Genomic DNA, 13,569 nt, shown 5'->3' on the forward strand with positions numbered 1-13,569 from the left:
TAACTAATTATATTTACTAACTATAGATTCTAATTCATTGACAGCTACCTTACCGTAGACATCTCCATTGATAACAATAACTGGAGCTAATGCACACAATCCAACGCATCTACAAGGTGTGATAGAAAATTTTTGATCTTCAGTAGTGCTACCTGCAGGAATCTTCAAAATTTCTTGTAATTTTTCAGAAACTCTTTGAGCACCTTTTACATAACATGCAGTTCCTTCACAAACTTGAATATCGTATTTTCCTTTTGGAATTAATGAAAATTGTGCATAAAAAGTTATTACACCATAAATTTCTGACAAAGGAATATCCAATATTTTTGAAATTGTAGTAATAATTTCCTTTGGCAAATATCCAAATTCATCTTGTGCATGTTGCAACACCGGCATCAAAGGACCTTTAATATCCTTTTTGCTTCTTACAAATTCTCGAAATTCTTCGACTTGTTCAGCATGTTCTTTTAAGTCAAAAGTAAAACTCATTTAAATCCCCCTATAAAAAATTGTTTTCCTGTTGTTATGAAAATTATATTCTTTTTTATATTTTTAATTATACCACTTATTTTGGCTAAAGTAAATTAGCATTTTCTTAAATATGTAAATTAATATTCATTATCATTTTAGTATTCATTCTTTTTTCTCAGTTTTATAGTATACTTATTCGTTGAAGTGCATTATATATATATTTATCTTTAATATATTGTTAAAGTAATTGATATTTTTTAGCGTTAAGTGTTTTAACTTTGTAAATTATTTTGACGTTCAAATAATTTATGAAAATAATTTCCTTATTTTTTCGGAATATAACGAAATATGATATAATATAAAATAGTAAATTAATTGGAGGTTATATGGATTTTATTATAGGTACATCTGGCCATATTGATCATGGAAAAACTACATTAATAAAAGCTTTAACCGGAAATAGCACTGATAGACTACCGGAAGAAAAAAAGAGAGGAATTTCTATCGATTTAGGTTTTAGCTATTTTGATCTTCCAAGTGGTCAACGAGCTGGAATAATTGACGTGCCAGGTCACGAAAAGTTTGTAAAAAATATGATGACTGGTACTTTTGGTATGGATATGATTCTTTTATGTATCGACTGTAAAGAAGGCGTTATGCCTCAAACAGTTGAGCATTTGGATATACTTAGGTTTTTGAATAAAACTGAAGGAATTGTCGTGTTAACCAAAAGGGACTTGGCAACTGATGAAGAAACAGAAAAAACAGTCGAACAAGTTAAAGAATTAGTCAAAGGAACTTTCCTTGAAAATTGTCCTATTTGCGAAGTAGATTCTATTTCAAAAAGAGGAATAGATAATTTAATTCAAATGATAGATTCTGAATCTAAAAAATTAAAGCAAAAGCATGCCGAGAGAGATTACAGAATGAATATCGACAGAAAATTTAACGTAAAAGGAATTGGAACGGTTGTTACAGGAACTTTATTGGATGGAGATATCCACAAGGGAGAATCTTTTATTTATCCAATAGAAAAAGATATCAACATTAAAAATATTCAAGTTCACAATAAAAATGTAAATGTCGCTCACCCATCACAAAGGGTTGCTTTGAATATAAATCTAAATTTGGATGAAATTGACAGAGGTTTTGTAATCGCGAAGAAAAACTCACTAAAAGCTTTCAATATGATAGATGTTAGACTTACACTATTAGAAAGTGCTTCTCCTTTAAATCACTGGGACAGAGTTAGGTTATTCCACGGTACGAAAGAAATATTCGGAAGAGTTGTTCCTCTTGATAAGCAAGTGATTCAACCGGGAACTCAAGCTCTTGTTCAGATCAGACTTGAAGAAAAAATTTATGCAAAAACATCCGATCCATTTATTTTGAGACAATTTTCACCACAAGTTACAATCGGTGGTGGTATTATAATTGATGGTTCTGTAAGAAAACATAAATTATTTGATGAAGAAATTATCGAAAATCTTAAAATAAAAGAAGAAGGAAAAATCAAAGATATTATTTTAAATTATCTACAAGATGAGATTTTCCCTACTAAAATCGATGATTTGGTATTCTACTCTTCTGAATCAAAAGACAAAGTTTTAAAGGAATTGGACGGATTAAAACAAGAAGATAAAGTTGTAATTAGAAACGACAAAGTCTTGGAAAAAGAAGCTTACCTAAAATTATTAGGAAAATTAAAAATGTTTGTAATTTCATTCCACAAAACAAATCCTTTATTGCCTGGAATTAATAAAGAAGAACTTCTCAAAAAATTACAACTAGATGATGACAGACCTTTCTTTAATTACATGATTAAAGATTTAATCGACCAAGAAGTTTTAATTGAAGAAAGTGGTATAGTTTCCTCTACAGGTCACAAAGTTAAATTAAGTGATGAAGACGAAAAAATCAGAAAAAAAATGCTTCAAGATATTTGCCAAAATCAATTCGACAAATTATTAAAGATAGACAATGTTGTCCACAACCAAAAAGACAAGACGATTTTGGGAATTTTATTACAAAAAGATGTAGTAATTTTAAGAGATAACTTTTTGATTTCCAAGAAATGCTATGACAAATTTATTAAAACTGTCGATGATCACTTCAATAAGAACAAAACTTTGAATGTAAAAGAACTCAAGGACATGCTCAATATCTCCAGAAAAAGTGCAATCACACTTTTGGAAACACTAGATATCAAAGGGTATACTAAGAGGATCGAAAACGACAGAGTTAAAGTAAAAGATTTTAAATAATAGAATAGGGCTTTGCACTGCGAAGCCTTATCTATTAAGAAATTTGTTACAGTTTTGTGAATTAGATGTAAAATAATTTGTAAATTGCATGTATTTTTGGTATAATATTAAAGTATTTGGGAATTGATGGGTGCTGGTGTGCCCTGCGGTCTTCAAAACCGTCTCAGGTAGTTAGGAGCTGCCCGGGTAGGTTCGATTCCTACCATTTCCCGCCATACATATATAGATAGCTAAATTTAGCTATCTATTTTTTTTGGAGTACTAAAAAATCAGTGAACGTTGAAATATTTCAACATTCACTGATTTTTATTTTATAAATATTTTTTCAAAGCTTCTGCTTTGTCACATTTTTCCCATGACAAATCCAAATCATTACGTCCGAAATGTCCGTAGCTTGCCACTTCTCTGTAGATTGGTCTTTGTAAATCCAATTTGTCGATGATTGCTTTTGGTCTTGCATCAAAGTTTTCATTTATTGCTTGAATAATTTTTTCTTCTTCTATTTTATTTGTTCCAAATGTGTTGATGAACATACTGATTGGTTTTGCAACTCCAATTGCATAAGAGAAACCTACCTCACATTTGTCGCAAAGTCCAGCTGCTACGACATTTTTTGCGATATATCTTGCAAAATATGCTGCTGATCTGTCAGTTTTTGTAGGGTCTTTCCCACTGAATGCTCCACCACCGTGATTACAGAATCCACCATAAGTATCTACGATGATTTTTCTTCCTGTAAGTCCAGCATCTCCCATTGGTCCACCGATTACGAATTTTCCTGTTGGGTTGATGAAGAATTTTGTATTTTCGTCGATCATTGACTCATCAACGATTTTCAAGATAACTTCTCTCTTAATATCTTCTTTTAATTGTTCGTAATCAACATCTGGGTCGTGTTGTGTTGAAACTACGATAGCTTCAATTCTTTTTGGAGCGTCGTTTTCATATTCAACAGTTACTTGAGTTTTCCCATCTGGTCTCAAATAATTCAAGATTTTTTCTTTTCTAACAGTTGCAAGTCTTCTTGCTAATTTGTGTGATAATTCCAATGGTAATGGCAATCCTGATTCTGTTTCATTAGTTGCATAACCAAATACCATTCCTTGGTCACCTGCACCATATCTGTCGTATTCGTCAGATTTATTGTCCTTGTATTCTTCAGATTCATCAACACCTTGTGCGATGTCTTTTGATTGTTCTTCTAATGAAGTTATGATTGCGCATGTTCTTGCATCAATACCATAATCAGCATTATCATATCCAATTTCAGCCAATGTTTTTCTAACGATTGATCTGATGTCTACATAACTTGTAGTAGTAATCTCTCCCATTACCATAACAAGTCCAGTTGTAGAACAAGTTTCGCAAGCAACTCTTGCATCTTTGTCTTCTTTAATAATAGCATCTAATATTGCATCAGAAATTTGGTCACAAACTTTGTCTGGGTGACCTTCAGTAACTGATTCAGATGTTAAAAATATGTTTTTCATAATACCTCCATAAAAAAATCCTCACCTGAAAAGGTAAGGATGTGTAAACTTATCTTTCAGGATTTCCTGTGGGATTTAGCACCTAATTTAATAGGTTGCTGAGTTTCATAGGGCCCATTCCCTCCACTACTCTTAATAAGATAATTATCAAATTGTCGTATAATACATTACCACTATTTTCTTATTCTGTCAAGTATTTTAATCAATATTTTCCATAGCGCTCTTACGATACATTTTTATAGCTCTTATCAACAATAAAACTATGACAATAAGCATCAATCCGAATGATATTCCTATTTCCAATAGTTTCACATCATTCAATAAAAATCTAACGGGCATCAAGGTTGCTGATGAAAATGGAACAAAAGATAATATTTTAATCAAAATATCGCTGTCTTTTCCTAACGAATTGATTATCACGATAAATAAACCAACTAATACCAAGAATATTGGAACTATTAGAAAATTAACTTCTTCCGCTCTCTTGACAGCAAGTCCTAGAATTTGGAACAAAATCAAATACAAGACAAACCCAAACACTACAAACAAAAGTATCGTCAACAAGAATTTGAGACTCAAAGTATTGGTGAAAAATGTCCATATTCCTTCTGGATAGTAGTTTTTGTTGAAAAATATTCCAATTATTCCCGCAAAAATAAATATGAAATATTGGATTAATCCCAAAACTGCTGAACTCAAAAGCTTACCAAACACAAATACACTTGGTTTTGCAGATGATAAAAGCACCTCAATAGTCTTGTCCTTTTTTTCTCTAGAAATATTGTTACTCATAACACTACCGTAGAACAATATCATTAAATCGAAAAGTATAACAAAAACTATTGAAAATACAAATGAATGTGACCTGTCTTTGTTCAAAACTTTTTCTGTAAAATCTATCTTTGCTTTAGAATTTTTCTCAATTATTCCAGGGTCTACTCCATTGTTAATTAAACTTTTGTCGTAATTGTACTTTTCCAAAGCTCTCGTGAATCTTTCGGAATGATCGTCCATAAATTCTTTATTTTTGATATAAGAATTGAACTTTGTTGGAGTTTCTACTACAAATCCGATATTGTATTCACCACTTTCTACGGCTTTTTTTACATCAGATTCAGATGTAAGCACATCTTTACTTTCAAGTCCCATTATAGTCTTCAAATATTCAACATCAATTTCACTGTTAGATGAATAAATGCAAGTGTTTTTAAATGTAAGTGCATTGATATCTACAGTTGCATTTTTGTTTGCACCTCTATTGGTGTTATTGAAAATAGATGGCATAAACCTTGGCAAGAATGACAAAGCAAATACCAATACTGTAATCACCAATGTCGCTATCAAATACGAATTGTGTCTTATTATGGAATTAAATTCAAAATTAAATACTCTGCTGAATTTTTTCATTATTCTCTAACACCAACCTTTGACACGAAAACATCTTGAAGACTTGGTTCATATTGACTAAAACAATTGATGTCGATTTGATTAAGCATCATAAATTCCAATATGTCTTCTTTCGTTACATTCTCAGTAAGTCTAACCAAAAGTTTGAACTCTCTGACAACAGCATCTGGATAAATCAAGTTTTCTGATTCTAATAATTCTTTTAATTCCCAAATTCCCATGTTATTTGCATTAAGTAGCATTTTCTTCTCAGCCATGGAAGTTTTGATTTCATTCAAATCGCCATTCAAAATAATTCTACCTTCTTCAATAACACAAACATCTCTGCAGAATTCTTCTACATAACTCATCAAATGGCTGGAAAATATAACAATTTTTTGGTTTTGTATAAATTCTCCAACAGCCAATTTTAGTTCATGGGCATTGATTGGATCAAGTCCAGAAAACGGCTCATCAAGAACCAAAATATCTGGGTCATTTAACAGAGCCGAAATAATTTGGACCTTTTGTCTCAATCCTTTTGATAAAGTGGATAATTTTCTGTTCTTGTATTTTGCCAAATCAAACCTATCCAACCAATATCTTACATTTTGAAGAGCACTTCTTCTGTCTGTTCCTTTAAGCCTTGCAAAATAATACAATTGGGTGAACACTTTTTCGTTGGAATACAATCCTCTTTCTTCTGGAAGATATCCGATATTTACTTCATTGTAGTTAATGGGAGAGCCGTTAATCAAAACTTGCCCACTATCAGCACTCAAAACATCTGTAATGATTCTCATAGTTGTAGTTTTGCCGGCTCCATTTCTACCCAAAAACCCAAAAGCACGTCCGCTTTCAACTTTAAATGAAATATCGGTTAAAACTTTGTTATCTCCAAAAGATTTGTTCACATGTTTTAACTCAAGATTCATACTATTTACCGATTATTTCTATATTGAAACCATCAGGATCTTTCATGAAATAAAATTTTGCAACACCTTCGAGTCCACCTAATTCATCAACTTCATAACCCAAAGATTTGTGATATTCGTGTGATTTTTTCAAATCTTCAACTTCAAAAGCCATGTGGCCGTAGAAATCTCCATGAGTATAATCTGTTTTTCCGTAGTTATAAGTCAATTCGATTTCGTAATTGTGATCGCTTGTCATATACACAAGTGTGAATTCATCTTCTGGAAAATCTTTTTTGCTAGTAACTTCCATCCCTAAAGCTTTTTCATAAAATTCTATTGATTTTTCCAAATTAGTTACTCTGATACATGTGTGTAATGATTTATATTTCATGAATTTCTCCTTTATTTATTGACAATTTTTTCAAATTCTAATACTTTTTCTTTAAAAACTTCAAAAGCAGTTCTCAAAACTTCCTTATCTTTGATGTTTGCTCCAGCGTTTTTAAGTTGTACTAGAGGATAGTTTTTGTTACCATCTTTCAAGAAATTCTTATAATTTTCCAAATCTTGTTCATTACCCGTCAAAATCTTTTGTGACAAGATTGATGATGAGCTAAGACCTGTTGCATACTTATACACATAGAAATTAGTGTAGAAATGAGGAATTCTTGACCATTCGTACTTAATCAAATCATCTGATACAACGCTATCTCCAAAGTATTTTTTGTTTAAGTTAAGATAAATTTCGTTGAAATCCTCTCCAGTTAATGCTTTTTCTTCTTCAACTAATTTGTGAGTTTCTCTTTCAAATTCTGCAAACATAGTTTGTCTGAAAATTGTTGATTTAAATGAGTTGATGTGATGATCTAACAAGTATAATTTTTCATCGTCATTCTTAGCGTTTTTAATCATATAATCCAACAACAACATTTCGTTACAAGTACTTGCAACTTCTGCAACAAATATAGTGTAGCCTGCATATTTGAACTCATTATTAGCTCTTGAATAATATGAATGAATTGAATGACCCAATTCGTGAATCAAAGTGAACACAGAATCAACATCATTTGTGTAGTTTAATAAAATATATGGATAAGAATCGTATGATCCCCAACTGTAAGCGCCTGGTTTCTTGCCATCTTTTGGATAAACATCAATCCAATTTTCTTCAAAAGCCTTCTTCATGATAGATTGATATTCTTCTCCCATTGGTTTTACAGCTTCTATAACCATTTTCTTTGCTTCTTCAAATGGGATTTCACGGTCAAAACCTTTTGTAGATGGAACATAAACATCGTACATGTGGTGCTCATCTAATCCTAACAATTTTGTTCTTGCCTTGTAGTATTTGTACATGTATGGCAAGTATTCGTGCACAATGTCAATTAAATTATCGTACACAACTTCTTCAACATCGTCGTTGAATAATTCCATTTGTCTTGCACTATCGTATTTTTTGATTTTAGATAGTATAACCAAATTTTTGATATTTGCATACAAAGTAGATCCAAATGTATTGTTGTACTTTGCTAATTCATCGTAATATTTTTCAAAAACTTCTTTTCTTTGTTCACGTGGAAGCTTAGATAATAATGGAACAAAATTAGCATTTGTAAGCTTTTCACCAATAGATTCTACATAAGGAAATTCCATATCTGTGTTTTGTAAACTGTAGAAATCATTGTGAGGGCTTGACATCGCTTCACTCATAAGTGAAATAATGTTTTCTTCTTCTGCAGATAAAGTGTGTTCCTTAAATCTCAAAATCTTCTTGAAGAATATTTCATAACTTGGATTTTCTTTGATAAGTTTGTCTTGTTCATCTTCTTTTAATGATAAAACAAATGGTTCAACAAAAGAAAATCTTGATTGTAGCTTGTTATACAATGATGATAATTCCAATTCCAATTTGACACTTTCAGAAACCTTGCTATTTTCATCCTTTTTCATTGAAGCGTAAGTGTACAAATTATCCATTACTCTGTCAGTTTCGAAAAGTAAATCCAATATTTCTATGAAGTTATCCTTTTCATTTTTCTTCAATTCATCAATTTTATTAATATTTTCGTTAACTAATTTAATATCTTTTTCGATTTCGTTCTTGTCCTTATACATCTTGGACAAATCCCAATTACACATAAAATCACCTCTCTTTATATAATACCTCAAACACCTACCAATCACAAACAAAAAAAGGAATTCGTTTTAGAATTCCCTAAAATTATTTTTCAGTTTTTTTCAAAATATTTTCTTTATTAAAAGCTAAAAAGAATAACCCGATTAAAGAAAGCGGCCATCCTAAAATCCAAAACCCCCAAGATAAAAGAAGTTTGTCTTCAGAAATCTCAAGCAAGTATGACCTGATAGCTCCAAAAGTCAACAAAGATAACACTACATAAACAGACAAAATCACATAAACAACTTTATTCAAGCTGAAATTTGTCAAATATATTATCAACAACCAGCTGATAAATAATTCCAATGCAATATACAATATTCTTAAAATATTTTCAGAAATTTTCTTTGGCTTTCTAATATCTTGCCACCAAATACATTGTGCTATGAATTTTAACATATTCTTATCTCCTCTTTATACATTGATTTATTATATCTATACTATAACAAAAAAAAACGGTCAGGCAAATCAACTGCCCAACCGAAAATTATTTCTTTTTCTTTTTGACCATCTTCAATCTGAAGAATTCTTCTCTTTCTTTTTCTGCTAAGATATCTTCAGTATCTTTGATGGATTTTTCGTATTTTGGAATTTGTATTTTATCCAACGCATTGGCACGTTTTTGAGTTTTTTTGATTTCCTTACCCAATTTGTACACTGCATTTTCCATTTCAGCCAATTCATATATAGTTTCTCTGATTTTGTTGAATGCAAGAACAGCCCTATCGAATGAGGCATTAGTTCTGAAGAAACCATATTGTGCTTCGGCTTTTGATTTTGGATATACAATGTTTGGAACTTCAACTCCCATTACTGACTTATAAATTATATCGAATTCTTTTTCGTGACTAATCGAATGGGAAATTTCTTCAAGTCTATCAGTTCCAACAGTTATGGATGCTTCTGTTAAAAGCTCGTAGGCTTCGTCGAATTCTTTTTCGATGGAATCTTGAAGCGTTTGTGCTTTTTTCATAAGACCCATCATTTCTTTAATGAGTACAGTTCTTTTTTTGTCCAAAAGATTGTAACCTTTTTTGGAAAAATCCAACGTCTTTTTAGCTTTTATTAAATTCCCCTTAGTAGGAGTCATCTTATAAACTGCCATACAATCACCTGTTCATATGTTGTTTTATCATTTCTGGTGATAATCTGTCCAATTCGTTTTCTGGTAATATCTTCAATAAATCCCACGCAAGATCTAATGTTTCTTCTATTTCTCTGTTTTCATAATAATCTTGTCTTACAAATCTATTTTCAAATTCGTCTCCAAATTTCAAATATTTTTGATCAGCTTCACTCAAATCATCTGCTCCGATAATTTGTGCCAAATCTCTGACTTCTTGAACGTGAGAATAACTTGAGAATAATTGGCTACTTACATCCGGATGATCTTCTCTTGTGTATCCTTCACCGATACCATCTTTCATAAGTCTCGATAATGATGGAAGAACATTTATTGGTGGATATATGTCTTTTTGCATCAAACTTCTTTCCAAAACAATTTGTCCTTCAGTAATATATCCTGTTAAATCAGGAATAGGATGCGTGATATCATCATTTGGCATTGTCAAGATTGGAATCAATGTTACAGAGCCTTCTGCATCTTTTATCATACCAGCTCTTTCATACAATGATGCCAAATCAGAATACAAATATCCTGGATAGCCCTTTCTGGAAGGAACTTCTTCTCTTTTTGAAGAAACTTCACGAAGAGCTTCTGCATAACTTGTCAAATCAGTAATAATAACCAAAACGTGATAATTTTTTTCGAAAGCCAAGTATTCTGCTGCAGTTAGTGCCGCTCTTGGAGTAATAATTCTTTCCATTATTGAATCGTCAGCGTAATTTACAAACATACACACATTATTCAATACACCAGATTGTCTAAAAGTATCTTCGAAAAATCTAGCTTCGTCGTGTTTTACGCCAATTGCTCCGAATACAATTGCGAAGTTATCTTCGTTTGCACCTTTGATTTTAGCTTGACGAACGATTTGTGCAGCCAATCTATTGTGACTCATTCCAGATCCAGAAAATACTGGAAGTTTTTGTCCTCTGATTAAAGTCATCAAACAATCTATCGAACTAATTCCTGTTTGGATGAAATCTCTTGGATAAACTCTGGAAACAGGGTTGATGGCACGGCCATTTACGTTGTAGCGTTTAGCTGCGTAAATATCTCCTCCATCATCGATTGGTTGACCAATTCCATTGAATTTTCTTCCCAAAATATCTTCTGACAAAGCTATTTCAAATGGTCTTTGTGTAAATCTAACTTTAGTATTTTGTGTACTCATTCCTGTACTGTCACCAAATACTTGAATAGTAACAGTATCGTCGTTAATATTTACAACTTTACCGACCATTGATTTATCTGATGCAGATGATTTTACTTCGACAACTTCACCAAAAGATGCTTCATTTACATTTTCAACTTCTATAATTGAACTTTCAACTTTTTTTAGTTTAATGTATTCTTTTATCATAAAATCACCTACTTTTCGTATTTGCTAATCAAATCGCTGTAAAACTCTTTGATTTCGTCATTCAAATCTTTGATTCCACTCAAATCTTCATTAGAAATTGTGTTCTTCATGGCGATAACTTTTGAATACAAATCTGCATTTTTTACTTGAGAAATAGGAATTTGTTCTTTGATTGCCTTACGTCCTTCTTCGTATAATAATTTGATAGTTTTAAGCATTTCAACTTGCTTTTTAAGAGGAACATAAGTATCCACCTTGCTAAAAGCATTTTGTTGCAAAAATCCAAGCTTCATTACATTTGAAATATCCAAAATCAACCTTTGATCGTCTGGAAGAACATCTTCACCAACAAGCATTACTATTTCTTTTAATTTGTCTTCTTCGTATAATAATTTAAGCATTTGATTTCTCAAATCTACAACATCTTCACCAAGTTTAGATTCGTAATAATCCCTTAATTTTTCTACATAAGAAGAATAACTACTCATCCAGTTAATTGCAGGATAATGTCTTGAATATGCCAAGTCCTTATCTAAACCCAAGAATACATTTACGAATCTCTTAGTATTTTCAGTAACTGGTTCACTGAAATCTCCACCAGCTGGTGAAACCGCTCCGATAATTGTAACTGATCCTTCGTTGTCGTTCAAAGTTTTCACAATTCCCGCTCTCTCGTAGAATTGTGCAATTCTAGATGGAAGATATGCAGGATAGCCTTCTTCTGCAGGCATTTCTTCAAGTCTTCCTGAAATTTCACGAAGAGCTTCTGCCCAACGAGAAGTCGAATCTGCCATTATTGCGACATCATATCCCATATCCCTGAAGTATTCCGCCATTGTAATTCCAGTGTAGATACTTGCTTCTCTCGCTGCTACTGGCATGTTGGAAGTATTGGCTATCAACACAGTTCGTTCCATAAGTGGTTTCCCGTTATTAGGGTCGATAAGTTTTGGAAAATCTTCCAATACTTCTGTCATTTCATTACCACGTTCACCGCAACCAATGTAGATAATAATATCTGCATCAGCGTATTTTGCCAATTGGTGTTGTGTCATTGTTTTTCCTGTACCAAATCCACCAGGAATTGCTACAGTACCACCTTTTGCAAGTGGGAAGAACACATCCAAAATTCTTTGACCAGTTTCCAATAAGCGATCGACATCTAGTCTTTCCTTGGAAGGTCTTGGAATTCTGATTGGCCAGTCTTGGTACAATTTTATATCTGTTAAGTTTCCAAAATCATCTTCCACTTGCATAATAGTAGTTTCAATATTGTACTTGCCATTTTCAAGCACATTTTTTACAGTACCATTAACTCCAACTGGAATCATAATTTTATGAACGATAGCTTCTGTTTCTGGAACTTCTGCTATTATTTGTCCTTGAGTAACTGTATCACCATTTTTAACTTTTATAGTGACATCCCATAATTTTTCTTCGTCGATGGAAATAAGTCCGATTCCTTCTGGTATGAAAGTTGAAAATTTATCTCTGATTTCTTTTAATGGTCTTTCAATTCCATCAAACATATTTTTCAATAAACCAGGTCCTAATTTTAATGAAAGTGGTTTATTAGTATGATAAATTTCATCGTCCTTTTTCAAACCTTCAGTTTCTTCGTAAACTTGGATAACTGCGATATCATCTTCAAGGCTGATAACTTCTCCGATTAATTTCTTTTCACCGATCAACACCATTTCCTTGGCTGTAAAATCGGTCATGTTTCTTCCTTTGATTACAGGACCATTAATAGAAAAAATCTTACCATTATTCATTGATATCACCGCCTGTCATTAGATTATGAATATCTTCACCCATTGCATGTTTGCAATCTTCCATTTTTGACAAATAAGTGTAATCAAAATTCACTGTTTCTTCTACATCTTGAATCATAAATCCACCCAAGTAATTGTTTGGAATAGATTTGATTTCTTCGACTTTTTCTGAACTGAAATTCTTAGTTACATAATCATAATCGTTTTGTAAAACCAACAACACTACCTTGTAATCCAAATCAGCCAAGTTTTCTTCAATGTTCTTGATTAATTTTTCCTTGTAATCGTCAGTCTTCACAAAATCCAATATTTTTTTAGTAACATTATCAAACAATTTTTGTAATATATTTTCTTTTAAAACCAAAAGCTCTCTTCTGCTTTCTTGTTCAGCAGTTCTCAACTTTTCGATAGATTTTTGTTCAGCTTTTCTGGTTCTTTTTTTCAAATTCAAATTATATTCATCAATTAATTTTTGTTCGTATTCTTTTAGCTCATTTTGATTAGAGTTTTTTACTTCAAGAAGTTTCTTTTCATAATCTTTTTTCTTATTCGCATAGATTATTTTGTTAAAAATATCTAATTTCTTTTCTAATAAAATCATTTC

Annotated in this window: 12 protein-coding genes, 1 tRNA gene and 1 riboswitch; of the genes, 2 read left to right on the top strand and 11 right to left on the bottom strand. The window is 31.7% G+C overall.

From position 1 onward, the window contains the following. Window positions 1–3 precede the first annotated feature (3 nt). Window positions 4–489 carry a complex I 24 kDa subunit family protein gene (locus tag FMG_RS06100; RefSeq protein ID WP_002837203.1) on the bottom strand — a complete coding sequence of 162 codons (486 nt, stop codon included), beginning with the start codon at window positions 487–489 and terminating at the stop codon, window positions 4–6. 368 nt (window positions 490–857) lie between these two features. Between FMG_RS06100 and selB the strand changes: the two genes are divergently transcribed. After that, complete coding sequence (selB, locus tag FMG_RS06105) at window positions 858–2,735, top strand: selenocysteine-specific translation elongation factor (protein ID WP_012290859.1); 1,878 nt, start codon at window positions 858–860, stop codon at window positions 2,733–2,735. A gap of 118 nt (window positions 2,736–2,853) precedes the next feature. Next, window positions 2,854–2,950 (top strand) — tRNA-Sec (locus FMG_RS09705). Window positions 2,951–3,046: 96 nt separating this feature from the next. On the opposite strand, the gene metK is transcribed toward FMG_RS09705, so the two are convergent. From metK to FMG_RS06155, 10 genes are all read right to left on the bottom strand, one after another. Next, window positions 3,047–4,225 (bottom strand): methionine adenosyltransferase, encoded by a 1,179-nt coding sequence (gene metK, locus FMG_RS06110; protein WP_002839923.1) that lies wholly within the window; start codon window positions 4,223–4,225, stop codon window positions 3,047–3,049. A gap of 46 nt (window positions 4,226–4,271) precedes the next feature. After that, window positions 4,272–4,367, bottom strand: a riboswitch (SAM riboswitch). 56 nt (window positions 4,368–4,423) lie between these two features. Then, the gene (locus FMG_RS06115) at window positions 4,424–5,632 is read right to left on the bottom strand and encodes an ABC transporter permease (RefSeq protein ID WP_012290860.1); all 1,209 of its coding nucleotides are present in this window, start codon (window positions 5,630–5,632) and stop codon (window positions 4,424–4,426) included. Continuing rightward, window positions 5,632–6,546 carry an ABC transporter ATP-binding protein gene (locus tag FMG_RS06120; protein WP_002839932.1) on the bottom strand — a complete coding sequence of 305 codons (915 nt, stop codon included), beginning with the start codon at window positions 6,544–6,546 and terminating at the stop codon, window positions 5,632–5,634. Before FMG_RS06120 ends, FMG_RS06115 begins: the two co-directional genes overlap by 1 nt. Window position 6,547: 1 nt before the next feature. Beyond that, window positions 6,548–6,919, bottom strand: coding sequence for a VOC family protein (locus FMG_RS06125; RefSeq protein ID WP_012290861.1), 372 nt, complete (start codon window positions 6,917–6,919; stop codon window positions 6,548–6,550). Window positions 6,920–6,930: 11 nt separating this feature from the next. Then, window positions 6,931–8,667, bottom strand: a complete 1,737-nt coding sequence (gene pepF, locus FMG_RS06130; RefSeq protein ID WP_012290862.1) for an oligoendopeptidase F — start codon at window positions 8,665–8,667, stop codon at window positions 6,931–6,933. An 82-nt stretch (window positions 8,668–8,749) separates the two neighbouring features. Beyond that, window positions 8,750–9,103 carry a hypothetical protein gene (locus FMG_RS06135; RefSeq protein WP_012290863.1) on the bottom strand — a complete coding sequence of 118 codons (354 nt, stop codon included), beginning with the start codon at window positions 9,101–9,103 and terminating at the stop codon, window positions 8,750–8,752. 88 nt (window positions 9,104–9,191) lie between these two features. After that, the gene (locus FMG_RS06140; RefSeq protein WP_002837256.1) at window positions 9,192–9,809 is read right to left on the bottom strand and encodes a V-type ATP synthase subunit D; all 618 of its coding nucleotides are present in this window, start codon (window positions 9,807–9,809) and stop codon (window positions 9,192–9,194) included. A gap of 4 nt (window positions 9,810–9,813) precedes the next feature. Further along, the gene (locus FMG_RS06145; protein ID WP_002835079.1) at window positions 9,814–11,190 is read right to left on the bottom strand and encodes a V-type ATP synthase subunit B; all 1,377 of its coding nucleotides are present in this window, start codon (window positions 11,188–11,190) and stop codon (window positions 9,814–9,816) included. A gap of 8 nt (window positions 11,191–11,198) precedes the next feature. After that, window positions 11,199–12,965: a V-type ATP synthase subunit A gene (locus FMG_RS06150; protein ID WP_012290864.1), complete on the bottom strand. Its 1,767-nt coding sequence runs from the start codon at window positions 12,963–12,965 to the stop codon at window positions 11,199–11,201. Next, complete coding sequence (locus tag FMG_RS06155; protein ID WP_012290865.1) at window positions 12,958–13,566, bottom strand: V-type ATP synthase subunit E; 609 nt, start codon at window positions 13,564–13,566, stop codon at window positions 12,958–12,960. The genes FMG_RS06150 and FMG_RS06155 overlap by 8 nt, the downstream gene beginning before the upstream one ends. Between the last annotated feature and the right edge of the window lie 3 nt (window positions 13,567–13,569).

Source organism: Finegoldia magna ATCC 29328 (assembly GCF_000010185.1).
Taxonomy (GTDB): Bacteria; Bacillota; Clostridia; order Tissierellales; family Peptoniphilaceae; genus Finegoldia; species Finegoldia magna_H.